Raw genomic sequence first — 23,951 nt, 5'->3', positions numbered from 1 at the left:
AATCCTAATGATTTGAGCTTTTATGTAAAAAATATAAGCCCAAGCAAAGAGCCAAAATCGATAAGGCCAAATATACCATTTCAAGTGGTGTAGTGAATTTAGCATGTAAAACACGCTGAAAGAAATTCACCACCAAAACCATCACAATAACCTTGCCTATCTTATCTTTGAGTTGGTCTAGACTATGGACTTCTAAGACTTTAGCCTGTCTAGAGTTCTTGATGGTGTCGATTTCACTAATAAAAAGCTCATAAATTCCAAAACTAAATATAAAAAACACAAGCGCCATCAAATATAGATCGATCGCACCGATGATAAGTCCCACGCCATCACTGTGTAGATCAATGCTATGATCGCTTAAAACAAGATAATTCCAAGCATATATTATAACTTTTATAATATCATAACTAGCTACTATAAACATAACAAAAGCCCCAAGCAATCCAAAAATCACCGGAAGCAATGTCACCATCCTAGACTTCCATAAAAGTCCTTCAAATAGCCTTTCTATACTATTTTTTATCTCATCCATTTTGTTCTTGTAACTCTATCCATTTTTGTGCGATTCTAACCGCATTTGTAGCCGCTCCAACACGAATTTGATCGGCTACGCACCATAAATGAAGTATGCTCTCATCGTAGTTATCACGCCTAATTCTACCTACATAAGTCTCATTGGTATCGCTAGCATGGATTGGCATTGGATATAGATTATCTTTTGGGCTATCTTGAAGCACCACGCTTGGGGCGGATTTTAGAATTTGAGCCGCTTTTTGTGCGTCGATTGGGGATTTGAATTTGATAGTGATACTCTCACTATGACTTCTAAGGACTGGCACACGCACGCAAGTGGCGCTAACTTGGATATTTTTGTGAAGAATTTTTTGGGTTTCATTTACCATTTTCATCTCTTCTTTTGTATAGTCATTATCCAAAAATACATCAATATGCGGGATTACATTTAATGCGATTTGGTGCTTAAAGGCACTTGGCTCGCACTCATCAAGTTTAAATTCAAAAAACTTTTGCATCTGTAAAACTAGCTCTTCCATACCCTTTTTACCAGCTCCGCTAGTGGCTTGATATGTGCTTACATCCACTCTTTGGATACCAAATGCATCATCAAGAGGCTTTAATACATGAACCATTTGAATTGTTGAGCAGTTTGGATTGGCTATTATGCCTTTATTTTGCCACTGAGCTATATCACCTGGGTTACACTCTGGCACCACTAAAGGTACATCTGGATCCATTCTAAAATGACTAGTATTATCTATAACTACAGCACCACTAGCAGCAGCTAATGGAGCAAAGTGAGCAGATATGCTACCACCAGCACTAAAAAACGCTATATCAATCTCATACTCATCAAATACAGTATCGCTAAGCTCTACAATAGGATAGCTCTTGCCTTTAAATTCGATCTCTTTTCCGACACTTCTAGCACTAGCAAGTGGCAAAACACTACCAACAGGAAAATCCATCTCCTCTAAAACACGAAAAATCTCTTCGCCTACAGCCCCAGTAGCACCAACTACCGCTATACTATACTTTCTCATACTACGCCTTAGATTTAAATTTAAGATGGCATTCTATCCAAATTTAGCTTAATACAAGGCAAATTTTATTTTTTAGAATAGATAAATAGATCTTCTTTGCTAATACTCTTTCCATCACTTAGGATCGCAGCACGCTCAACAATGCTGATAAGCTCTCTAATATTACCAGGATAATCGTACTCTAAAAGCTCTTTAATAGCCTCTTTGCTAAACTCTTTTTGACCAAGCTCATACTCATCACAAACTCTTTTTAGAGTTGCGGCCGCTATCCCCTCTATCTCATCTTTACGCTCTCTAAGCGGTGGAATTTTAAGCGGGACAGTATTTAGCCTATAAAATAGATCTTCTCTAAATTCGCCATTAGCGACCTTTTGTTCTAAATTCGCATTAGTAGCACTAATTATCCTTACATCAATCTTAATAGGTTTACTAGCCCCTACTCTGACTATCTCACGCTCTTGGATAGCTCGTAAAAGTTTCGGCTGTAAGCTCAAAGGCATCTCGCCTATCTCATCTAAAAATAGAGTTCCGCCATCTGCTAACTCAAATAGACCTTTTTTAGTAGTTGTGGCATCAGTAAAAGCACCCTTTTCATATCCATATAGCTCACTCTCAAGCAAATTTTCAGGAATGGCCGCCATATTTATCGCCATTAATGGTTTATCTTTTCGCTTTGAATTCTCATGGATATATCTACTAAAAAGCTCTTTACCCACGCCACTTTCACCCATTATCATCACGCTAACATCTGTTTGAGCTGCCTTTTTAGCGATATTTAAGGTCTTATCTAAATTTGCTGATGATGCTAAGAAATTGCTATTATTGGTTTGGCTGATATTGCTAGGCTTTTTGGCTTTGCTTTTTTTAGTTAATATATTAGTTCTCTTAATCGCTGTAGCTAAGGTATCGATATCAAATGGCTTAGTCAAAAAATCCTTAACCCCTAATCTAACACTCTCAATAGCCCGATTCAAAGTGGCGTTGCCTGTCATTATGATAACATCATATTTTCCATCAAGCTCTTTGATAAACTCTAGCCCATCCATACCTGGCATATTGATATCAGTTACTATAACATCTGTGTCGATACTTAGCTTTTTAAGGGCTTCTGTGGCACTTTTATATGATTTTACATTGAATTCTTCATAATCCCCAAGAGCTATTTCAAGGGATTTGCGCATATTTATATCATCTTCTACAATTACAACATTCATAATCTACCTCGTGATTTTGCTTATTGTAGCACCATTTGACTTAAATTCAACTATAAAGCGGATTGGAATTATAGTCAATTCTGTGGTGATATCGGTTGAATTTAAATTTGTTAATGAGTTTTCTAAAATTTTAACTTGCTCTTTTATAAAGCATTCAAATAGCTCATCTTTGTGTGAATTTAGATACTCTAATGAAGTTGAATTTGATGGTTTATCATCTGGGATTATACAGAGCAATTCTTTGCTATCATAGCCCCTTACCATAGAGCTAGAAATAGCGATATTATCACTGCTAATTACTCCATTTGAGACGATGAGCTTAGCCCAAAAAATAAATTCATCACTCCCAAATAGAGTATTTAGAGCAAATATTAATAAGCAAAAAGCTCTTGCCACTTTTCTTGATCTATTTTTAGCTCCATCTCAACTCTATATAGACCATCTTTGAAATCTTGGTTGATTACTGAAGCATTTTTGATAAGACCTAAAACCCTAGATTCTATTACTGAGCTTTGTAACATTGCGTCTTTTACAGTCTCTTTGGCGTTGATTTTGACACCATATAATTTTGATGCTAGTTGTCTATAGCCATCTGTGATAGCTGAACGCTTCGCTAAGGCTCTAGCTTGAGCTGGACTAACTGTATCCAAAGGCGGAATTCCCTCACCAACAGCTGTAAATACCGCTTCACTCTCTAAATCCATAGTAGGGATCATCTTGTCATTTTTAATGATATCTCTAATATCATCTTTATCTACTTTTTGTACCACTACCTCTGTTGGTTGCTGATTTAAACTAGCGATAGTATTCGCACAACCACCAAGCACCAATCCTACAGCCAATGCTGATAAAACTCTTTTCATACCTTACAACCTTTTTAACTAAAATCTAAATTTACAAAGCAAATCTTATTCCACTTCATCTATTTTGGCAATCTGCTCAGCGATGAAATCATCATCAAGCATATCAAATTCATCATTATCGCTATCTTCTTTTGGGCATCTCGCTATGCTTACGACATCATCCCCGGCTACATTTACAACGATCACACCACTTGTATTGCGACCTGCTTTTCTGATGGTTTGCATATCCACTCTTATCATCTTGCCACTTGAAGTTAATGCCATCAAATCCATACTCTCATCCACCATTACAACACCAACTAGATCTTTGGTTTTTGATGTTAGCTTCATACAGATAACGCCCTTACCACCACGACTTTGAAGTCTGTATTCATCTGCGGTTGTGCGTTTGCCTATACCTTTTTGGCTTACGCTTAATATCTCTTGAGTATCATTTTCTATAACGACAGCACCTACAACCTCATCGCCATCTTCTTTAAATCTAATAGCAGTTACGCCACGAGCCACACGGCCGATTTGTCTTACTTTGTTTAGTGGGAATTTGATACACATACCCTTTTTAGTAACGACAAATAGCATTTTGCTATCGCTTGATTCAGGTAACTCATCGATACTATCTAAGATATTTTCTATCTCACTCTCTTTAAGCTCAGATATAGCTTCAATATCGCTATCAATTACCTCTTCAAGTGCGTCATATCCGCTCTCTTCAAGCTCATTTTCTACTACTATATCTGGATCATTGATTGAATTTAGGCTTTCGTATCCGTCGCTTGTGGCGATAACAGCAGTTACTAGCTCATCATTTTCATCTAAATTTATAGCTCTTACACCGATACTTCGTATATTTTGGTATTCACTTAAATTTGTTCTTTTGACTAAGCCATTTTTGGTGAAAAATGCCAAAGATTTATTGCGAGAAAAATCCGTAGTAGGGATAATAGCTTTAATCTTTTCATCCGGTTGGAGATTTATCAGATTTACTACGGCTTTGCCCTTAGCAGTGCGGCTACCTTCTGGAATTTTATAGACTTTTAACCAGTATAATTGGCCACGATCTGTAACAAACATTAAAGTATCATGACTCATACAAGTAAAGAAACTCTCGATAAAATCATCATCATATGTAGTTACAGCTACTTTGCCTTTGCCACCTCTCTTTTGCTTTTCATAGCTTTTACTAGGGACTCGCTTGATATAGCCACGATGAGTTATGGTAACTACCATATTTTCATTTGGGATTAGATCTTCGATATCGATATCATCATAATCATCGACTATTTCAGTGATTCTAGGGCATTTAAATTTAGATTTAATCTCTAAAAGCTCTTCTTTTATGATATTTTCTATTAACTCTTCGCTTTTTAAGATTGCTTCAAGTCTATCTATAAGCTCTAAAATTTCTTTTAATTCAGCTTCTAATTTCTCACGCTCTAGGCCTGTGAGCTTGCTTAATCTCATATCTAAAATTGCGTTACTTTGCAGCTCGCTTAGGCCAAATTTAGCCATCAATCCATCTCTAGCGATATTTGTATCAGCACTGGTCTTAATCAAAGCTATCACATCATCTATATTATCTAAAGCGATTTTTAGCCCTTCTAAAATGTGCGCTCTAGCTCTAGCTTTTTGTAAATCAAAGATAGTTCTTCTGATTATTACCGTTTTTCTATGATTTAAAAATAGTTTTAATAGCTCAATTAATGAAAAAATCTTTGGTTCTTTGTTGTTTATAGCAAGCATAATCACGCCAAAGGTTACTTCCATTTGGGTAGATTTAAATAGATTATTTAGCACTATTTCACTCATCGCATCACGCTTAAGCTCGATAACAAGGCGAATTCCATCTCTATCGCTCTCATCACGCACCTCGCTAATGCCTTCTATCTGCTTTTCTTTGACTAATTCTGCTATATCTGAGTGAAGTTTGGCTTTATTTACTTGATATGGAAGTTCATCTACGACTATTACATCTTTATTTGGCTTTTTTTCTATATGAGTTTTGGCTCTTAATTTTATCCTACCTCTACCGGTGCGGTAAGCCTCCATTATGCCCTTTTTACCAAAGATTATACCACCGGTTGGGAAGTCTGGGCCTTTGATATGTGTCATTATATCTTCTAGTGTGGCGCTTTTGTTTTCTAGCAAGACCAAAAGACCATCTACTAGCTCATCTAGACTATGTGGTGGGATATTTGTCGCCATACCAACGGCGATACCGCTACTACCATTTAGTAATAAATTTGGCACCCGTGCGGGCAAAACATCTGGCTCGCTCAAACTATCATCATAATTAGGGATAAAATCAACCGTATCTTTATCTAAATCTTTTAGTAGCTCTTCAGCTAAGATTGTCATTCTAGCCTCAGTATAACGCATCGCAGCAGCATTATCACCATCTACAGAGCCGAAGTTTCCTTGTCCATCTACTGCTGGAACTCTCATAGAGAAGCTCTGAGCCATTCTAACAAGTGCGTCATACACAGCTGTATCGCCGTGTGGGTGGTATTTACCGATTACATCACCTACTATACGGGCTGACTTTTTATATGGGCTACGACTTCCTACGCCTAAATCATTCATAGCATATAAAATTCTTCTATGGACTGGCTTTAATCCATCTCTAGCATCTGGTAATGCACGACCTATGATAACGCTCATAGAGTAGTCTAGATAACTAGCCTTTATGGAGTCTTCTACATCTATAGCCGTAACATCTTGATTTGAGTTAAAAATATTATCTTCCATTGTTTTCCTTAGAAAGTCTGGGCATTATTCTAGCTTAAATTTAATAAATATTAGCTAAAAAGGAGATTTGAAACTTAAATTTAATCTCTTAATAGATAAAATTTGATAATTATTAAATTTATTTATAATTTGATAGTAATAATAAATTATCCTTTCTTAATTCTTCAATATATTTTTATAATTTATATATTTTAAGTATAATTTAATATACATATAGATAAGATTGGGTGACACAATATTTTTTAAGAAGTTTTTATGAAAAAATTATATTTTGCAATAGATATGGTTACTGCTTTTAAGGATATAAAATGGTAAGAATGACAATGTTTCAACACGCTTGCATACCAAAAGAGCTTCATCAAACTTATGATCTATTAAAAATATTAGAAAAACAAGAAGAGGCAAAAAGAGATAATAAAGATGATAAAACCAAAGTTGAACTTAGCAGTGATACTATAAATCAAACTACTATTAATAGCGATAATAAGCTAGATATTATGGCTTAGTATTTATAATATAATTTTATAACATTTAAGTTAGCAGTATTATAAATTTTATTTATAAATATATCTAATAAACCTTTAAGACGCAAAATATAGACTAGGAGTTAAGTTATTAAGCAGATCTAGCCCAATATATTTAAATAATATAATATAGATAAACTCAAGTAAATTTAGCTTTTTACTACTTTACATGGGTTTCCATACGCCAAAGCACCTTCTAAGATATCGCTGACTACGACACTTCCGGCACCTATGGTGATATCTTGTTTTATCTTTATTTGCTGGATTATATTTGAGCCGATTCCTATCCATGATCGCTTGCCTATGCTAACTCCACCGGCTATAGCCACGCCTGGACAGATATGAGCAAAATCATCTATAAAGCAATCATGCTCTACTATAGCGCCACTATTTATGATAACGCCACATCCGATCACGCTATTAGCGTTGATTATCGCTCCTGGCATTATCACGCTTCCGGCGCCGATTTGGACGCTATTAGAGATGATGGCTGTAGGGTGAATTAAGGTAGCTAGCTCAAAGCCATTAGTTAAAACTAAGCTTTGTAATTTTTGCCTAATTAATGCATTGCCAATAGCTATTATAATGGGGTGTTTTGGTAAATTTGGGCTAAATTTAGTTTGGCTATTATCATCTAAAAATATCAAATTTTCATATCCATTAGCCCTAGCGATATCAGCTACTACCTTAGCGTGGCCGCCGTTGCCATAGATATAAAGGCTAGTTGTGGCCATTAAATTTCTCCGTAGTTGCCATGCCATCTTTATTTACTCCATCTTTTTTAATTACTTTTTGGATAGTTTTTAAGGCGATTTTAATATCTAAAATTAGGCTTAAATTATCAGCGTAATATCTATCAAATTCGAATTTCTCCCTCCAGCTAATAGCATTTCTGCCATTTACTTGAGCTAGCCCTGTGATACCGGGGCGGACATTGTGGCGGCGTTTTTGCTCTTTAGAATATAGCGGTAGATACTCTATCAAGAGTGGTCTAGGCCCTATAAAACTCATATCCCCTTTTAATATATTAAAAAGCTGTGGAAGCTCATCTATGCTAAGCGCTCGAAGCTTTTTGCCAAAGTTGCCAAGTCGGATCTCATCGCTTAGTAGATTGCCGTTTTGGTCTGTGGCGTTAGACATTGAGCGGAATTTGTAAATTTGAAATATCTTTTCATCTTTGCCGGGGCGGGATTGAGTAAATATCACAGGTGAGCCAAGATGTTTTTTGATAGCAAAATAGGCCCAAATCATAATAGGCAAAGTCAAAATAATCAAAATCAAAGCACCCAAAATATCAAATAATCTTTTAAAAAAATTTCTATACACCAGCTAATTCCTTATAAAATTTAATATATTTTGCCGTGATAATAGGCTGATTGTAGTTGGCCTTAGTTATTTGGTGGGCGTTTTGACCCATTTTGGTAGCTAGTGAGCCATCATCTAAGAGTGTTGATATTTTACTTGCTAGATCGTTTGGATCTTTTACCTTAGCAATTAAGCCGCTAACGCCATCTTCTATAGCCTCCACACATCCATCGCAGTCACTCACAACCGATGGTTTAGCCATACTCATAGCTTCTAAAATTGTGCGTGGAAATCCCTCTTTATAACTTGGTAAAACAAACATATAGCAACTTGCTAACATATTAGCTATCTTATCACTCCAATCAATATGGATAACATAAGGCGAGGCCAAAAAGCTCTCATCTAAACTAGAGTGATTGCTAGAATCGCTTGAACCTACAAATACAAATTGACAATCATTGCGATCTTTTAGGATTTTAGCAGCTTGATAAAACTCCATCACGCCTTTATCCCTTAAAGCCCTAGCGATCATCAAAACTATCTTTTTATCACTATTAAAACTGTATTTTGGTGTGGTTTGTGGATTGAATTTATCCATATCTATGCCTACGCTTTTTATGCGAATAATTTTATTTTTATTAATTAAATGCCTTCTAAGCATATAATTCGGGTCTGAATCATTAACAAAAATTGTAGCATTTGAGAGTCTAAAAGTGATAAAATATAGCATTTCTATAATATATCTAACAGCTATATTTTTAACTGAATTTGAGATATAAAAACTACCTAATCCCTCAACTAAATTCACTATATATCTTATGCCGGCTCTTTTGGCGGCTAGGGTGCCAAAGATATTTGATTTGTGAGCTGAAGTTTGAATGAGATCTAAATTTAATGAATTTAATAATTTGGCTAGATTTTTGGTATCTTTTAGCACTCTAAATGGATTTAAACTAGCCTTATGGATATCATAATTTACAAGCTCAAACTCAGCTTTAATAAGCTCATTATAGCTTCCACTTGGCGAAATAGCTATAACCTCATGACCTAGCTCCTTCAAAGCCCGCATAATAGGCAATCTAAAGTGATATATACTCATATCTGAGTGGGATAAAAATCCTATTTTCATCTAACTACCTTTTTAGTTTATAGACCTTAGCAGTAGGGTCTAATATCACAGGTTCAAATGGCGTTTTATCATAATTTTCAAGCACATAAAGCTGGATAAATGTGCTATTAAACATCTCTTTATCAAGCAAGATAAATCGCCCATAATCTACCATATAAATTAGATAGATATCGGCTAGATTATCGATATTATGGATTGTTTTCTTGAGTTTCATATTCTCATCATATTTGGTTTCTATATAGCTATTTACTCTGAATTTTTGTCCATTTAGCTCTATATAGGTGGCGTCATTTGAGATTATCACACCATTATTTAAAGCGATTCCATTTTCTACTTGGGTAAAATTTGTAGCGATGACAAAAAACGGATCTCCCCACTCTTTGCCATTTAATATATCTAACCTTGAAAATTTACTAACTATAGGGAAGATTGATAACATTCTATCAGGCAAAAAGTAGTATATATCACGGCTTTTTGATGGTAGATTAAATTTATCACTCTTAATATCGCTTAGAAATTTATCAAGCTCATTATAGTTATAATCTTTTAAAATTTGCTCTAAATTTTTGCCACCATAGTTTTGTTTGTAGCCTTTTTCGGTATATTCTACTTCAAGTCTAGCCATATTAGCTGAGCTATTTGGTGGCATGGTTAGAGCGTAGCTAACTGCGTAGTTTTCTCTACCTAAGTGTTTTCCGCCATCAATTAGAGTTTTTGTATCACTATAATACCTAATAGCATATCCATAGTCCCACCAAGCTAGGGTATAATCCTCTCTATCGGCCACCTTGCCTAATCTATCCAAAACGCTCACTTCATTTTTAAATAGCACACTTGATGGTTTGTAATAATATATATGTATAAGCGATGGGGTCAAGGCTAGAATTGTGATAAAAGCGGCAATTGAGTTTAATCTTTTAACTCTTAATTTATCAAGTAGATAAAAGAGTAAAAATCCAAACCCCATAGCGATAATAGGCACAGCATAAATAGTAAATCTCAATCCACCTTTAAGTGCTAAAAATCCAAGCCCTAGCATAGGAATAGTGATTAAAAATATTCTAAATTTCTTACAAAGCAGTATATATCCTATAAATCCAAAGATAAATACTATCCAATGTCCGCTAATCCTTTGTGTAAATAATTCTAGATCTATTCTACCTGATTCCATGATAGTTTGATTGACATTATAAAAGCGAAAACTTTGTGATATGCTATCATCTAAATCTCTAAATAGATAGAATTTAGCCTGAAACCATATAGGATTTAATCCACCAAATATAGCAAAAAGCGATAAAACCGCCACAAAAAGCAGACTCATAACCTTGAAATTTAAAAGGCTTGACCTAAAATATATAAGCCCAAATAAGCCGAAAATCAAAGCAATTCTAAGGCTATACCAAGCCGAAGTAATAGCTAAAATCATAAATAAAATAGCCTGGTAATTAGCTATATTTTTACGCTCAAAAACAAAGGTATAAATAGCATAAAATATGGCAATACCAACACATAAAGTATAGCTAGATGGATACCACCAATTATATGCTAACATCGATAAAGCAATGATCAAAAATGATATCAAATCACCCCTAAAATGTAGCCTAATAAGCCCCCAAAGAGTAAAAAGCGGTAAAACTATAACTAGCATATCAGTATCATAGTATCCAGCCATCGTGCGATTATAGTAGCTATTTGCTATAGATGCAAGCAAGCTAGCGATGAAAAAAGCTTTAGTTTGATTGAATTCCTTACCTATGAGTATAATCGGTATCACAATAAGCGAAGCTAAAAATATACTTAAATACAATATAATTGTCTCTAAACTAAATGGTAAAATTTCAGCCAATAAAAATGTGATTGTAGAAAGTGGCGTCCCATAGTAGCTAAGATCATTTGGCTGATGAAATCCAGCTATCATATCTCTAGCGCCCTCAGCATATGCGTAGCCATCATTTGTGCTTATCATTAGTTGGTTATTCCATATAAAATCACTATATCCACTAGCCCATATCACCCACTCCATCCGACAAAGTATGGCAAACAAATAGGCAATTATTATAAATATAGGAATTTGGTATTTATTTAAAATTTGCATATATATCCTCTAGTTCATTAATGAGATTTTTCGATATGATCGTTTTGTCAAATTCTCTAGCTCTTATAATAGCGTTTTTTTCATAATATTTGACAAAATCAGGCTCATCAATCGCTTTTTGCATAGCAATTTGCGTTGCATTTTCGTCCCCAACAGGCACTAAATATCCCCATTTATTTTCACCTATTAGCTCCCTAGCGCCACTTTTATGATCGCTCGAAATTACCAATTTCCCACATGCCAAAGCCTCTATCAAAGCGTTTGAAAACCCCTCAAACAAGCTTACAAATACAAAAGCATAGCATTTTGCCATATATTTATATGGATTACTATCAAATCCAAGTAAAAAGACTCTATTTTCCAAATTTAACTCTTTAATCAACCCTTCTAATCTCTGCCTTAAAACCCCTTCACCTAAGATAATTAGCGATTTATCGCAATTTTTAAGCTTAGAATAAGCTTTGATTAAAAGTTCATGATTTTTGCCGCTATCTAACCTACCAACGCTCAAGAAAAACTCCCCCTTAAACTCAATTGGCTCATCAGATTTAGCCTTGATATATTCAAGATCAATAGCGTTATAAAGCACTCGCATTTTCTTCTCATCAATGCCAAAATTATCACACAAATCACTCAAATTACCAAGACTATTTGGATAGATAAAATCAGCCTTTGGATAGAGATATCTAATCAAAAATTTACTAATTTTGGATTTTAAGCTATCATTAGAGTATAATACAGATGGTGTTGAGCACTCATTAAAAACTAAAGGTTTTTTATCTCCAAAAATCCTAGCCAAAGCCGCCACATAACAAGGGCGATTCATCCATACAAAATGTAGATCAATCCCGATCTCATCGCATAATTTTTTATATTTTAAGGCTAAAAATGGTAGCTTGGCAAATTTTAAAAAGCCATTTTCAAAAGGTTTTGAATTCTCCAAATAGTGAATTTTACTCTCATGTGGTATTTTATATGATATTGTCGAATTCATCAAAATTAGATGAACTTCATATCTCTTAACAAGCTCATTTAGTAGATTTGATACCACTCTTTCAGCGCCACCGCCAGCCATTGAGTAGATAAATAGTGATAATTTTTTCATTATTGTCCTTTTAGCTCTTTGATTAACTCTTCCCATTTAAGGGCGATATTCTCTGCTAAGAATCGGTATAAATTTATATTTTTTACTAAATTCACTCTTAAATTTTCATCTTTAATCGCTTTTATGATAACTCTACTTAGTGCTTGCGGGCTAAAATCTTTGGCTATTAGAGCATCTACCTCATCACGCAATATCTCCAAAGCCCCAGCCGTAGGGGTGCTAATCCTAACCACGCCATAAGCTCCAGCTTCATTTAAGACATTACCAAAAGCCTCGCTAAGGCTAGGTAAAACTAAAATCTCCGCCCTTTTATATAGCTCATCAAGTTCGCTAACATGGCCTACAAATTTGATACCCAATCCCAAATTCCTAGCCATTAACTCAAGCTTCTTACGCTCACTACCATCTCCTGCGATGATGATTTTATAACCATTTAAGAGATTTTTATCTATTAATGCAAGTGCGTCTAAATAGAGATTATAACCCTTTATAGGCTCTAATCTACCAACGCTTAAAATGAGTTTTTCTTTTTTAATTATATTTTGAGATTTAATATATAGAGGATTATATATAATTTTACAATTTTTAACAAAGCTATAATACTTCTTATCTATATTGCTTAACACCACCAAAGCATCGCAAAATCTATAGCTAAAATCTCGTATTTTACGCCAAATTTGTGATTTTAACGCATCATGGCTAAGGTGCTCTGTAGCGATAATTTTAGGCTTTAAAAATATAGTTGAGATGATTAAATTTATATTTGTTTGATCCATAAATGAGATGATGATATCGGGATTGGCTCTTTTGATATAGGCTCGAATTTTAAAAAATTTGCTAAATTTATTTAAGAAATTTCTATTTTCATAGATATTTAAATGTGTTATCTTGCCACTAATTTTATATAAATTTAAATTCTCTTCAAAATAGAGAGTCTCTACTTGATGATTTTTGCTAAACTCACGGCTCAAGAGCTCCACCACTCTCTCAGCCCCACCATTTCTAAGAGCTGAAATCACTAACATTATCTTCACTTCAAGGCCTTATTAATGAGATTTAACCAATTTTGATAGATATTTTCTAAATCAAATTTATCCCTATTTTCAAAGCTATTTTGCGCTAATCTCTTCCTTAAAAGCTCATCTTTTATAACTAAATTTAATCTCCCAGCCAAGCTTTTGGGGCTAAAATCATCGCTTATTAGCCCATCTATATTATCACAAATCAACTCACAAGCCCCAATCGTCGGCGTAGCAACCCTAGCAATTTTATAATAACAAGCTTCGATCAAGACATTGCCAAGGCCTTCATTTCGTGAGCTAGATACTATGATTTTGGCTCGTTTATAGTAGCTTTTCATATCATTAACTCTGTTTAGAAATTTGATTTTATCACTACTAAACTGATCTTTTAATCTCTTAAACTCACTACCATCACCGCAAATCTCAACCCTATAATCACCTAAATCGCAATATTGAAGCGAATTTAAAAATATATCACACCCTTTTATCGGCTCTAATCTACCAACAAATAGTATTAAATTCTCCTTTTTCATCTCCCCAATATCACTATCGCCAAAAAATGGATTATGGATCACAGATCTATTTTTAACATAGCTATAATATTGATAATCACTCCCACTAAGCACAGATAGCCCATCACAAAATGGATATAATAGCCTTTTAGCGATTTTCCACCTCCAAGATAAAAGGCTATGATGGCTGTGTTCTGAGATTATCAATTTTTGTTTTAGACCTAAATTCGCCATCAAGCAAAGCAAATTTGTGCTATCCATAAAGCTAATTATAATATCATATTTAGCACTTTTAAAAATCTTTCTAAGAGCTAAAATTTTATTAAATCGCTTTTTTAACCCCCAAAATCCACCGTTTGAAGTTGGTAAATTTATGATTTTTACACTTTTATTAATCTCATAAAATGGCTCTTTATTATCAAATTTAATAATATCTACGCTATTTTCAAGGCTCATTTGGTTTGCCAATAAACTAAGCACCCTTTCAGCCCCACCAAACTCAAGCGTAGATATCACAAACCCAACTCTCAAAATTTCCCCCTAATCTTGCGTATGAAGCTTGATTTTTGACTCTTGTCAAATATCATCACAAAAGCGATTAAATAGCCTAAAATCGATATCCCACTAGCATAAACTATAAACTCAACCCAACTACTTATCTCTAACATTTTTGATATTGGATACAAAACTCCTAATATAAAGGCAAAAATCGCAAGATTTTTAAAATATATAGGATAAAATGCCCCAAGCCCAATACCCAAATTCGCCCCAGCATTTGCCACATCAAATAGCGTTACTTTCAGCACTATTCCAACGCAAATTGCAATCATTATCTCCCTTAATCCAAACTCAAAAAAGCTAAGCCCCACAATCTGAATACAAAATACACAAATCGCCACAAATAGCATCACCAAAGCCGGCCTTTTGAGCTGATTGGTAATCAAATTTATACTAATTAATGGCCTAGCACTAGCAAATACAATAGATGGTAAAATAGATATTAGCACCAAATCATATATATAATCAATCTCATCTTGACTCTTAAAAGGCAACCAAAGCCTATAAAACTCATCAGCCAAAACCACAAACGAAGCGATCAAAGGCAAAGTTATGAAGCTCACACTTTTAAGGGCCAAAATCACCTCATCTCTAAGCGGCTTATTATCTGCGTGGATCTTCACAAGATGGGGATTCCACGCTACTGAAGTTGTGATTACAAAGCTTTCAATAATCATAGTTACAGACCTAGACAGAGCCAAAATTCCCATACTAACAGCGCTAATATAAATATTAACCAAAAGCAAGCTAACACCGCTTAATAGCACTTGGCTAAGCATATTAATACTATTAAATAATCCGCTTTTAGCTAGGACTTTTATAAAATTGATTTTAAAATATTTGGGGCTAAATCTTAAATTTAAACCAAATTTACGATTTAAATATAGAGCACTAAAAAATACAAAAATAGATGAGATCAAAGCCGCCACCGCGGTATAATATATCATCGCATCAAAAAGATAAAACAACAAAAGAACGCTCATAGCATATATAGTAGTAGATATGGCATTTCTAATCGAGATTAAATACATCTGATTTTTAATAAAGGCATGAACGCTAAAAATAGCATTAAATAGCCCTACACTAAAATTGATAAAATATATAGCAATTGTGAGTCTAACATCGCTTATAAGGGTTTGAGAGATATTAATAATAGATTGAATTTTAATCAAAAATATAAGTGAAATCAACGCCACAATAATGCTAAACAAAAAGTTAATTATCAAAACCGAGCTATAAAATTTAGAAGCTTTGAGCCAATTTCCTCTATGATATGCTGAAGCGATAAATCTACTAGCAACAGAGTTTATAACGATAGTTAGGATAAATCCATAATTTACAAGCGAATTTGCTAAAGCCAAAAATCCATAAGCTTCATCGCCTAAGACCTTTAAAATATATGGAGTTAAGAAAAAATTAATAGCCGTTTGTAGGCCAAATACAGCTATTGTAGTAATTAAATTTAGATACATATAGCCATTTTTTGTGATTTTAAATTTAACTTAGCGATCATCATTTTCCTTAAAATTAATAGCAGTAATTTTAGCTAAATTTAATAAATCTTAATTTAATCAAAAAATGGTAATTTAAGCCAAGATTAGATAATATTTTAAATTCGAAAATTATCAAGGATTTATTTATGGATTATTTGGCACTAGCTAAGAAGTATAAAACTCCGCTTTATATATATGATTTTGATCATATTAAAGCCCAATATGAGAAGCTAAAAAGGGAATTTAACGCTAGAAAATCACTAATTTGCTACGCCGTGAAGGCTAATTCAAATTTAAGCCTTTTAAAGCATATTGCCGCTCTTGGCGGTGGATTTGATTGTGTTAGTATCGGCGAGGTAAAACGAGCTATATTAGCAGGTGGTAGCAATTATAAGATAATTTATAGTGGTGTTGGCAAGAGCGATGAAGAGATTAAAGAGGCTCTAAATTTGGATATTTTGATGATAAATTTAGAGAGTTATGAAGAGATGCTAAGAGTAGAGCTAATAGCCAAAGAGCTAAATAAAAAGGCTAGAATTTCAGTGCGAGTAAATCCAAATGTAGATCCCAAAACCCATCCATATATATCCACAGGATTACATAAAAACAAATTTGGCGTAAGCATAGATGAAGCTAGAAAGATCTATCTCCACGCTCATAAAAGCGATTATTTAGACCCAGTTGGCATCCACTCTCATATAGGAAGTCAGCTAAGTGATATAAGCCCTGTGATAGAAGCGGCAAATATCGTTAGTAGCTTGCTTAAAGAGCTTAGAGCAGCTGATATAGATATCAAATTTTTTGATGTCGGCGGCGGAATAGGCATAAGATATAAAGATGAAAATGAGCCAAATTTATATGAATACGCTCAAGGAATTCTAGCCGCTTTAAAAGGCCAAGACGCCACGATAATCTGCGAACCTGGTAGATTTATAGTAGGCAATAGCGGTGAGTTGCTAACTAGCGTATTATATGAAAAGAGAAATACAAATAAACGCTTTGTAGTAGTAGATGCAGCGATGAATGATCTACTTCGCCCAAGCCTATATGAGGCTTATCATGAGATTGTAGCCTTAAAAGATGGCGCAAAAAGCCCGTGCGATGTAGTAGGGCCGATCTGCGAAAGTGGGGATTTTTTAGCCAAAGATATAGAGCTACCTAGGCTAGAACACGGCGATTTATTGGTTATCAAATCAGCTGGAGCATATGGATACTCAATGTCTAGTAACTACAATACAAGAGGGCGTGCCGCTCAAATCGCTATAGAAAGTGGCAAAGATCGCTTAATAGGTCAAAGAGAGAGCTTTGAAGATATGATTAGAAATGAAAAGGAGTTTATATAATGTATTTTATAGATGTCCAAGGTACATTAATAAGCGATAGTGATAAAAGTCCTATTAATGGTGCTTGTGAGCTGATTGAGAGATTAAATTTAGATAAAATTCCATATATTGTTATTACAAATAACACAAAAATCAAAAGCGATGAGTTTTTAAACACCTTAAGACAAAAGGGCTTAGCTATCAAAGATGGCGCTTATCTAGATCCATTTTGCGTATTAAATGAGACTATCAGCCCATCTAATGTAGCCTTATTTGGTGCGCCTGAGTTTGTAGATACGATGGAGAGTATAGGCTACACTCAAGATAGGAATAACCCAAAAGCGATTTTAATTGCTAGTTGGGATAAATTTAGCTTTGATGACTTTGCCACAATCAATGAATTAGCACTAAAAGGGGTCAAAATCATCGCTATGCATGAGACTAGCATTTACAAAAAAAATGGTAGATTATACCCTGGAGTTGGGGCTATTGCTAGTATGATCTCTTACGCTACTGGGGCAAATTTTAGTAGTATTGGCAAGCCTAGCTTGGGATTTTATACAGCAGCCCTTAAACTTTTAAAAGCTCAAGACAATAAGGCTAATTTCAAAGATATAACCATAATTAGCGATGATGCCACTGGCGATTTATATGGAGCCAAAGAGCTTGGTATGAAGACAAATTTGGTATTAAGTGGCAAGATAAGCAAAGATAATATCGCAAATTTAATTAGCGATAAAATTGATAATATTTATGATGATATTAGCGGGATTTTGGGGGTTATAGATGAGCATTGATGATCTAAGAGCTGGAATTGATAAGGTAGATAATGAGATCTTAAATTTACTAAATCAAAGAATGGAATTTGTCAAAAAAATTGGCGAAATCAAGCTTGGCTCAAACGCTCCAATCTATCGCCCAGAGCGTGAAAAAGCGATATTAGAAAGATTAAAATCCTTACCAAACAACACTCTAAGCCCAAAAGCAATTGAAGCTATATATTTAGAGATTTTTGCCGTTAGTCGCAACCTTGAGTTACCTCAAAAGGTGGCTTTTTTAGGCCCTATTGGGACTTACACTCATCAAGTAGCTCATAGCCGATTTGGTGCGATGAGTAGTTATAGCGCTATTAGTAGCATTGAAGGGGTCTTTCGTGAGCTAAATAACGGCGAGGCAAAATATGGCGTAGTCCCGATAGAAAACAACACCGAAGGCGCCGTAGGAGCGACACTTGATTGCCTTAGAAAATATAATAATGTCAAGATCGTATCTGAAATTTATATGGATATTCACCATAGCTTTATCAGCCTAAGCCAAAATATCAATGATATACAAAAGATCTACTCACACCCACAAGGCTATAACCAATGCCACACATTTTTAGATGATCACTCATTAAGCTCAGTTGAGTTTATCCCGACTAAATCCACAGCCCAAGCCGCACTTCTAGCATCGCAAGATCCGCATTCAGCGGCGATTTGCTCTAAGATAGCAGCGCATATTTATAAGGTGCCTATAATGTTTGAAAAGATCGAAGACAATCTAGCAAACAAGACTAGATTTTTTGTCTTAAGCGACTTTAAAAACGCCCAAACCAACTGCGACAAAACTAGTATTTTAGCACTCACAGCTCATCGCCCAGGTGGCTTGGTGGAGCTTTTAAATATGTTTAAAGATGGCGGAATAAATCTAACCAAACTTGAGAGCAGACCGACAAAACAAAATGATTTCAAAACCGTATTTTATATAGATTTTGAAGGCCATATAGATGATGAAAATGTGAGCAAAGTTTTACAAAAAGCTACCCAAAACGGCCATGAGATCACCTGGCTAGGTAGCTATCTAAATCAAGAAGGACAATAATGAATTTCAACCCACAAATATCAAATTTACCAATATACGAAGCTGGAAAACCAATAGAATTAGTCATTAGAGAATTTGGCATAAACCCAAAAGATATAATAAAATTAGCTAGCAATGAAAATCCCCTAGGATGCTCGCCACTTGCGCTAGAAGCTATGGAAAAATCCATAAAATCAGCGAATTTATATCCTGATGATAGCTACTATGAGCTAAAAGAGTCTTTGGCAAATTTATATATGGTAAATAGCAAAAATATTGTTATCGGAAGCGGAAGCGATCAGGTAATAGAGTTTATCATGCATGCTAAATTAGACCCAAGCAAGGCTATATTAAGCGCTGGTGTGACCTTTGCTATGTATGGAATTTACGCTCAACATATCGGCGCTAAAATCTATAAAACCACAAGCCCTAATCACGATCTAAATGAACTAAAAGCCCTATATAATCAGCATAAAAATGAGATTAAAGTTATATTTTTATGCTTACCAAATAACCCTCTTGGCGAATGCTTGGATGCTAGCGAAGTATATGAGTTTATCTCTGGTGTAGATAGCGATACACTAGTTGTGATCGATGGAGCGTATATGGAATTTGCTAAATTCAAAGATAAGAAAAAAGCTATAAACCCAAAAGATATAGTCTTGCTCTCAAACGCAATCTATCTAGGCACCTTCTCTAAAGCTTATGGTTTAGGCGGAATGAGAGTCGGATATGGAATCGCAAATGAGCTAATAATCAACAGGGTTAGCAAGCTTAGAGCGCCTTTTAATATCACCACACCGAGTCTAGCTGCGGCAATAGCAGCTATAAAAGATCAAAATTTCATAGATCAAACCTTACAAAACAATCTAAAAGAGATGAGCATATATGAAGCATTCGCCCAAGATAACCATATAGAGTTTATCCCAAGCTACACAAATTTCATAACTTTTGTATTTGATAATAGCAAAAATTCAACTAAAATTTGTGATAATCTACTAAGAAAAGGTATAATTCTACGCAATTTACAAAGCTATGGATTAAATGCTATAAGAATCACAATCGGAACAAAAGAGCAAAATATCAAAGTTTTAGAAGCATTGAAAAAGGAAATTTAATAGATTATGGATTTTAAAGCCCTATTTCAACAAATTAGTCAAGTCGTCCAAAACTTAAGCTTAAAGCAAAAGATAGTAGCTGCTAGCTCTATTGTTTTGGTGATTGGATTTTTGGTCTTTTTGATGCTATTTAGCACCAATAAAAGCCCAGAAGCTCAATTTGAAGGCTATAGCGTATTATTTCGCAATATAGACCCAGCTATGTCAGCTCAAATCATAAATGAGCTTGAAACACAAGGAGTTAGCTATAAACTAGCCGATGAGGGGACAATTTTAGTCCCAACTAATGATGTCTATCGCCAAAGAATAGCAATAGCAAGTCTTGGAATAGTAGGCGATAATAAAAAGGGCTTTGAAATTTACGATACTCAAGACTTTGGCGCTACTGAAAACGAACAAAGAGTCAAATTCCAAAGGGCAATCCAAGGAGAGCTATCTAAAACCATAGAGAGCCTAGAGCCAATAGAGCGAGCTAGTGTATATATCGCATTCCCTAAAGATAGCGTATTTACCGAGCGTCAAGTCCCGCCAACTGCCTCAGTAGTTGTGAAAATAAAAGATGGCTCAAAGCTAAATCGCAGACAGATTGAAGGGATAAAACGCATAGTATCTGGATCTGTGCCAAATTTGAAATTAGAAGATGTCAAGATAGTTACTCAAGATGGGGTATCTTTAGGTGATGATGATATAATGCTAGAAAACGAGCTTGTAGCAGCACAGATCAAATATAGAAGCGAATTTGAAAGCTCATATGAGCAAAAAATCATAGATATGATCGGCAAATTCATCGGTGGCAAAGATAAGGTTACGGCTAAGGTTAGCATTGAGTTTGACTTCTCAACCAAGGATAGCATAAATGAAATTTATGACCCAAATTCAGTTATTAGAAGTGAGCAAAATATAGAAGAAAAAAGGGAAGGAAAAGAGCCAAAAGATGTAGGCGGTGTGCCGGGTGCTGTTAGTAATATCGGCCCAGTCCAAGGCCTAGAAGATAATAAACCAACCGAGCTATACTCCAAAAATGTCGCCAATACCAACTATGAAATTTCAAAACAAACAATAAAAGTAAAAGATCAATACGCCACGATAAAAAGAGTAACCGCAGCCGTAGTCGTAGATGGAAAGTATGAATTCCAAACCCTAGAAGATGGCTCCAAAGCCCAAACCCCAACATATATCCCATTGGATAATACAGAATTAGACTCTATCAAAAGCCTAGTCCAACAAGCAATCGGCTATAACGCAAATAGAGGCGATGAAGTAACAGTTAGTAATTTCGAATTTAGAAAAACAGGCACAATTATACAATTAAGCCCACTTCAAAAAGTGATAGATACATATTTCAAACCAATTATGCCAATACTAAAATATCTAGTAGTTTTATTGATTTTATATATATTTTACAAAAAGGTTATCACGCCATTTCTTACTAAGATGCTTGAAGAGTCTAAAGAAGATGAGCTTGAGCCAGTTCCTGAAGAGACAAATATACAAGAAGAGGCCGAAGATACATTGGAGAAATTCAAAGCAGCTAGAAAGAGAGTTGAAGATGAGCTTGGTATCGGCGATAACTTTGATGAAAATGAGCTTAAATATGAAGTTATGCTAGAAAAACTCAAACTAATAGCAGGCGAAAGAAGTGAAGAGATCGCTACCTTACTTCAAACAATGTTAAAAAACGATAGCGGATTTAACTCTAATAAGGACTTTTGATGAAATTAACCGAAGAACAAAAGATGATTTATGATGATCTTAGTATGGCTGAAAAGATCGCTATTTTGCTTATTCAGCTAGGCGAAGATATCACGACTTTGCTTTTTTCTCATATGGATATTGATGTTATTACAGAGATATCCAAATACATCGCAACTGCTAAAACAATTGATAAAAGCGTTGCAGCCGCTGTTTTAGAAGAATTTTACGCCGTTAGCCAATCTAATCAATATCTCAAAAGTGGCGGTCTTGAGTATGCTAAGGAAATTCTATTTAGAACCTTTGGCCCAGAGATTGCTCAAAAGATCATGGATAAATTACAAAAATCTATGGAGACTACCAAATCATTTGGCTATCTTGGTCAAGTCCGCCCTCAACAACTAGCTGATTTCATCGTAAAAGAGCATCCACAAACCATTGCTTTGATAGTAGCTCACATGGACGCAACTAGCGCAGCTGAAACCTTAGTATATTTCCCAGATGATATCAGAAGCGAGGTTATAATCCGTATGGCAAACCTAGGCGATATCAGCCCATCAGTAGTTAAGCGTGTATCAACCGTGCTTGAGTCTAAATTAGAAAGTCTCACAAGCTATAAAGTCGAAGTCGGTGGCCCAAGAGCGGTTGCGGAAGTGCTAAACCGCCTTGGTCAAAAAGCAAGCAAATCTACAATTGATATAATAGAAAAAAACGACCCAAGCCTTGCTACAACAATCAAAGAGCTTATGTTTACATTTGAAGATATAAATTCACTTGATAATAGCGCTATTAGAGAGATCTTAAAAGTTGTAGATAAAAAAGTTTTGATGGTTGGTTTAAAAGGAAGTGGCGAAGAGTTAAAACAAAAATTCCTATCCAATATGAGCCAAAGAGCAAGCGAAGCATTTGTAGAAGAGATGCAATTTTTGGGTGCGGTGCGTGTAAAAGAGGTAGAAGAAGCACAAAGAAAAGTTGTAGAATTAGTCCAAAAACTAGCCGAAGATGGAGTATTCCAAGTAGGCGTAAGCGATGAGATGATAGAATGATATTAAGCAGTATAATTGACAAAACAAAGGGCGAACACACAGTAGAGCCTTATAGATTTAAAGTCTTAGCACTCCACTCACCAGAGCCAAAAGAGCTACCAAAAGAGCCTAAAATAGTACTCCCAACAGATGAGAATCAAGAACCTAACAATGAAGCTATAAACTCAGAACCAATACAAAATATCGAAGAAGAAAAACCAAACACAGTAGAATCTACATTTATAGAAGAGCTTTTAAAAAAAACAGATGAGCTAAGTGGAAATATCGTAAAACTACAAATGCAAATAGAAAATCAAGAGAGTGAATTTAAAATTCGCTTAGAAAACGAAACCGCAAGAGCCAAAGAAGAGGGCCTAAGGCAAGGCGCTGAAAATGCCAAAGCTCAATATGAAAATCTATTAAATGAAAATAACAAAAAATACGCTAGCTCAATCGAAAAGCTCGATGACCAAGCAGCCAAGCTAGAAGCTCTATTAAGCTCAAGCCAAAATGAGATCGCTGCTACGGCAATTGAGATAGCAAAAGAAGTTGTATTAAAAGAGATTAAAGATAGCTCATCTCAAATCGCTCTAAATATCGCCAAAAGCCTAATAGAAGAGCTAAATCAAGCCACAGCTATAGAAGTTAAGGTTAGCCCGCAAGATTATGAGTTTTTACAATCAAATTTATCTCAAAAATCTCATATCAAAATCACTAGCGATGACGCAGTCTTGGCCGGCGGAGTGATAGTATTAAGCGATATTGGCAATATAGATGGTAGCGTGATGAATCGATTTAATAAAATTAAAAAGATATTAAGCGAATAAA

General features: G+C 35.0%; 22 protein-coding genes. 8 read left to right on the top strand and 14 right to left on the bottom strand.

Annotated features, from left to right (window positions below; all coding sequences use genetic code 11):
• Window positions 1-4 precede the first annotated feature (4 nt).
• The 6 genes from CLAN_RS01835 to gyrA all read right to left on the bottom strand — a co-directional run bounded on the left by CLAN_RS01835 (window position 5) and on the right by gyrA (window position 6,381).
• Window positions 5-532 (bottom strand): YqhA family protein, encoded by a 528-nt coding sequence (locus tag CLAN_RS01835; protein WP_096013626.1) that lies wholly within the window; start codon window positions 530-532, stop codon window positions 5-7.
• The gene (locus CLAN_RS01830) at window positions 525-1,559 is read right to left on the bottom strand and encodes an aspartate-semialdehyde dehydrogenase (RefSeq protein ID WP_096015667.1); all 1,035 of its coding nucleotides are present in this window, start codon (window positions 1,557-1,559) and stop codon (window positions 525-527) included. The genes CLAN_RS01835 and CLAN_RS01830 overlap by 8 nt, the downstream gene beginning before the upstream one ends.
• A gap of 65 nt (window positions 1,560-1,624) precedes the next feature.
• Window positions 1,625-2,773: a sigma-54-dependent transcriptional regulator gene (locus CLAN_RS01825; protein ID WP_100590447.1), complete on the bottom strand. Its 1,149-nt coding sequence runs from the start codon at window positions 2,771-2,773 to the stop codon at window positions 1,625-1,627.
• Between the two features lie 3 nt (window positions 2,774-2,776).
• Window positions 2,777-3,169 carry a hypothetical protein gene (locus CLAN_RS01820; RefSeq protein ID WP_096016933.1) on the bottom strand — a complete coding sequence of 131 codons (393 nt, stop codon included), beginning with the start codon at window positions 3,167-3,169 and terminating at the stop codon, window positions 2,777-2,779.
• Complete coding sequence (locus CLAN_RS01815; RefSeq protein ID WP_096013630.1) at window positions 3,145-3,636, bottom strand: LPP20 family lipoprotein; 492 nt, start codon at window positions 3,634-3,636, stop codon at window positions 3,145-3,147. The genes CLAN_RS01820 and CLAN_RS01815 overlap by 25 nt, the downstream gene beginning before the upstream one ends.
• Before the next feature lie 45 nt (window positions 3,637-3,681).
• The gene (gyrA, locus tag CLAN_RS01810; protein WP_100590446.1) at window positions 3,682-6,381 is read right to left on the bottom strand and encodes a DNA gyrase subunit A; all 2,700 of its coding nucleotides are present in this window, start codon (window positions 6,379-6,381) and stop codon (window positions 3,682-3,684) included.
• A 308-nt stretch (window positions 6,382-6,689) separates the two neighbouring features.
• On the opposite strand from gyrA, the gene CLAN_RS01805 reads away from it, so the two are divergent.
• Window positions 6,690-6,887, top strand: a complete 198-nt coding sequence (locus CLAN_RS01805) for a hypothetical protein (protein WP_096013632.1) — start codon at window positions 6,690-6,692, stop codon at window positions 6,885-6,887.
• A gap of 167 nt (window positions 6,888-7,054) precedes the next feature.
• Here the strand turns inward: CLAN_RS01805 and pglD are convergent, their stop codons facing one another.
• From pglD to CLAN_RS01765, 8 genes are read right to left on the bottom strand one after another with little or no spacing between them, the layout of a single operon-like run.
• A complete protein-coding gene (gene pglD, locus CLAN_RS01800; RefSeq protein WP_100590445.1) occupies window positions 7,055-7,639 on the bottom strand; it encodes a UDP-N-acetylbacillosamine N-acetyltransferase in 585 nt (194 codons plus the stop codon).
• The gene (gene pglC, locus CLAN_RS01795; RefSeq protein WP_100590444.1) at window positions 7,626-8,231 is read right to left on the bottom strand and encodes an undecaprenyl phosphate N,N'-diacetylbacillosamine 1-phosphate transferase; all 606 of its coding nucleotides are present in this window, start codon (window positions 8,229-8,231) and stop codon (window positions 7,626-7,628) included. Before pglC ends, pglD begins: the two co-directional genes overlap by 14 nt.
• Complete coding sequence (pglA, locus tag CLAN_RS01790; RefSeq protein ID WP_100590443.1) at window positions 8,224-9,339, bottom strand: N,N'-diacetylbacillosaminyl-diphospho-undecaprenol alpha-1,3-N-acetylgalactosaminyltransferase; 1,116 nt, start codon at window positions 9,337-9,339, stop codon at window positions 8,224-8,226. Before pglA ends, pglC begins: the two co-directional genes overlap by 8 nt.
• Window positions 9,340-9,343: 4 nt before the next feature.
• Window positions 9,344-11,434, bottom strand: a complete 2,091-nt coding sequence (locus CLAN_RS01785; RefSeq protein WP_096013636.1) for an STT3 domain-containing protein — start codon at window positions 11,432-11,434, stop codon at window positions 9,344-9,346.
• Window positions 11,418-12,539, bottom strand: coding sequence for an N-acetylgalactosamine-N,N'-diacetylbacillosaminyl-diphospho-undecaprenol 4-alpha-N-acetylgalactosaminyltransferase (gene pglJ / locus CLAN_RS01780; protein WP_100590442.1), 1,122 nt, complete (start codon window positions 12,537-12,539; stop codon window positions 11,418-11,420). The genes CLAN_RS01785 and pglJ overlap by 17 nt, the downstream gene beginning before the upstream one ends.
• Window positions 12,539-13,564 carry a glycosyltransferase gene (locus tag CLAN_RS01775; protein ID WP_232045879.1) on the bottom strand — a complete coding sequence of 342 codons (1,026 nt, stop codon included), beginning with the start codon at window positions 13,562-13,564 and terminating at the stop codon, window positions 12,539-12,541. Before CLAN_RS01775 ends, pglJ begins: the two co-directional genes overlap by 1 nt.
• Window positions 13,565-13,569: 5 nt before the next feature.
• The gene (locus CLAN_RS01770; protein ID WP_096024112.1) at window positions 13,570-14,604 is read right to left on the bottom strand and encodes a glycosyltransferase; all 1,035 of its coding nucleotides are present in this window, start codon (window positions 14,602-14,604) and stop codon (window positions 13,570-13,572) included.
• Window positions 14,601-16,103 (bottom strand): oligosaccharide flippase family protein, encoded by a 1,503-nt coding sequence (locus CLAN_RS01765; protein WP_100590440.1) that lies wholly within the window; start codon window positions 16,101-16,103, stop codon window positions 14,601-14,603. The genes CLAN_RS01770 and CLAN_RS01765 overlap by 4 nt, the downstream gene beginning before the upstream one ends.
• A gap of 167 nt (window positions 16,104-16,270) precedes the next feature.
• Between CLAN_RS01765 and lysA the strand changes: the two genes are divergently transcribed.
• Genes lysA through fliH form a run of 7 tightly spaced genes read left to right on the top strand, consistent with a single transcriptional unit; the run spans window position 16,271 to window position 23,950 of the window.
• Window positions 16,271-17,467: a diaminopimelate decarboxylase gene (gene lysA, locus CLAN_RS01760; RefSeq protein WP_096016925.1), complete on the top strand. Its 1,197-nt coding sequence runs from the start codon at window positions 16,271-16,273 to the stop codon at window positions 17,465-17,467.
• Window positions 17,467-18,243: an HAD-IIA family hydrolase gene (locus CLAN_RS01755; RefSeq protein WP_096018177.1), complete on the top strand. Its 777-nt coding sequence runs from the start codon at window positions 17,467-17,469 to the stop codon at window positions 18,241-18,243. The genes lysA and CLAN_RS01755 overlap by 1 nt, the downstream gene beginning before the upstream one ends.
• Window positions 18,233-19,309 carry a prephenate dehydratase gene (pheA, locus tag CLAN_RS01750; RefSeq protein WP_096018178.1) on the top strand — a complete coding sequence of 359 codons (1,077 nt, stop codon included), beginning with the start codon at window positions 18,233-18,235 and terminating at the stop codon, window positions 19,307-19,309. Before CLAN_RS01755 ends, pheA begins: the two co-directional genes overlap by 11 nt.
• The gene (hisC, locus tag CLAN_RS01745) at window positions 19,309-20,406 is read left to right on the top strand and encodes a histidinol-phosphate transaminase (protein WP_096018179.1); all 1,098 of its coding nucleotides are present in this window, start codon (window positions 19,309-19,311) and stop codon (window positions 20,404-20,406) included. The genes pheA and hisC overlap by 1 nt, the downstream gene beginning before the upstream one ends.
• 6 nt (window positions 20,407-20,412) lie before the next feature.
• Window positions 20,413-22,119, top strand: coding sequence for a flagellar basal-body MS-ring/collar protein FliF (gene fliF, locus CLAN_RS01740; RefSeq protein ID WP_096016692.1), 1,707 nt, complete (start codon window positions 20,413-20,415; stop codon window positions 22,117-22,119).
• Window positions 22,116-23,144 carry a flagellar motor switch protein FliG gene (gene fliG, locus CLAN_RS01735; protein WP_096015526.1) on the top strand — a complete coding sequence of 343 codons (1,029 nt, stop codon included), beginning with the start codon at window positions 22,116-22,118 and terminating at the stop codon, window positions 23,142-23,144. The genes fliF and fliG overlap by 4 nt, the downstream gene beginning before the upstream one ends.
• Complete coding sequence (gene fliH / locus CLAN_RS01730) at window positions 23,141-23,950, top strand: flagellar assembly protein FliH (RefSeq protein ID WP_096013647.1); 810 nt, start codon at window positions 23,141-23,143, stop codon at window positions 23,948-23,950. Before fliG ends, fliH begins: the two co-directional genes overlap by 4 nt.
• Window position 23,951 lies beyond the last annotated feature (1 nt).

The sequence above is a fragment of the Campylobacter lanienae NCTC 13004 genome (genome assembly GCF_002139935.1).
In the GTDB taxonomy this organism is placed as follows: domain Bacteria; phylum Campylobacterota; class Campylobacteria; order Campylobacterales; family Campylobacteraceae; genus Campylobacter; species Campylobacter lanienae.
The sequence above is the reverse complement of the archived record's forward strand: the minus strand, read 5'-3'. Positions and strand labels throughout refer to the sequence as shown.

Excerpts from the sequence above, each read along its gene's own strand:
- CLAN_RS01835 (WP_096013626.1), bottom strand. The coding sequence starts at position 532 with ATGGATGAGATAAAAAATAGTATAGAAAGGCTATTTGAAGGACTTTTA.
- CLAN_RS01830 (WP_096015667.1), bottom strand. The coding sequence starts at position 1,559 with ATGAGAAAGTATAGTATAGCGGTAGTTGGTGCTACTGGGGCTGTAGGC.
- CLAN_RS01825 (WP_100590447.1), bottom strand. The coding sequence starts at position 2,773 with ATGAATGTTGTAATTGTAGAAGATGATATAAATATGCGCAAATCCCTT.
- CLAN_RS01815 (WP_096013630.1), bottom strand. The coding sequence starts at position 3,636 with ATGAAAAGAGTTTTATCAGCATTGGCTGTAGGATTGGTGCTTGGTGGT.
- gyrA (WP_100590446.1), bottom strand. The coding sequence starts at position 6,381 with ATGGAAGATAATATTTTTAACTCAAATCAAGATGTTACGGCTATAGAT.
- CLAN_RS01805 (WP_096013632.1), top strand. The coding sequence starts at position 6,690 with ATGGTAAGAATGACAATGTTTCAACACGCTTGCATACCAAAAGAGCTT.
- pglD (WP_100590445.1), bottom strand. The coding sequence starts at position 7,639 with ATGGCCACAACTAGCCTTTATATCTATGGCAACGGCGGCCACGCTAAG.
- pglA (WP_100590443.1), bottom strand. The coding sequence starts at position 9,339 with ATGAAAATAGGATTTTTATCCCACTCAGATATGAGTATATATCACTTT.
- CLAN_RS01785 (WP_096013636.1), bottom strand. The coding sequence starts at position 11,434 with ATGCAAATTTTAAATAAATACCAAATTCCTATATTTATAATAATTGCC.
- pglJ (WP_100590442.1), bottom strand. The coding sequence starts at position 12,539 with ATGAAAAAATTATCACTATTTATCTACTCAATGGCTGGCGGTGGCGCT.
- CLAN_RS01775 (WP_232045879.1), bottom strand. The coding sequence starts at position 13,564 with ATGTTAGTGATTTCAGCTCTTAGAAATGGTGGGGCTGAGAGAGTGGTG.
- CLAN_RS01765 (WP_100590440.1), bottom strand. The coding sequence starts at position 16,103 with ATGTATCTAAATTTAATTACTACAATAGCTGTATTTGGCCTACAAACG.
- lysA (WP_096016925.1), top strand. The coding sequence starts at position 16,271 with ATGGATTATTTGGCACTAGCTAAGAAGTATAAAACTCCGCTTTATATA.
- CLAN_RS01755 (WP_096018177.1), top strand. The coding sequence starts at position 17,467 with ATGTATTTTATAGATGTCCAAGGTACATTAATAAGCGATAGTGATAAA.
- pheA (WP_096018178.1), top strand. The coding sequence starts at position 18,233 with ATGAGCATTGATGATCTAAGAGCTGGAATTGATAAGGTAGATAATGAG.
- hisC (WP_096018179.1), top strand. The coding sequence starts at position 19,309 with ATGAATTTCAACCCACAAATATCAAATTTACCAATATACGAAGCTGGA.
- fliF (WP_096016692.1), top strand. The coding sequence starts at position 20,413 with ATGGATTTTAAAGCCCTATTTCAACAAATTAGTCAAGTCGTCCAAAAC.
- fliH (WP_096013647.1), top strand. The coding sequence starts at position 23,141 with ATGATATTAAGCAGTATAATTGACAAAACAAAGGGCGAACACACAGTA.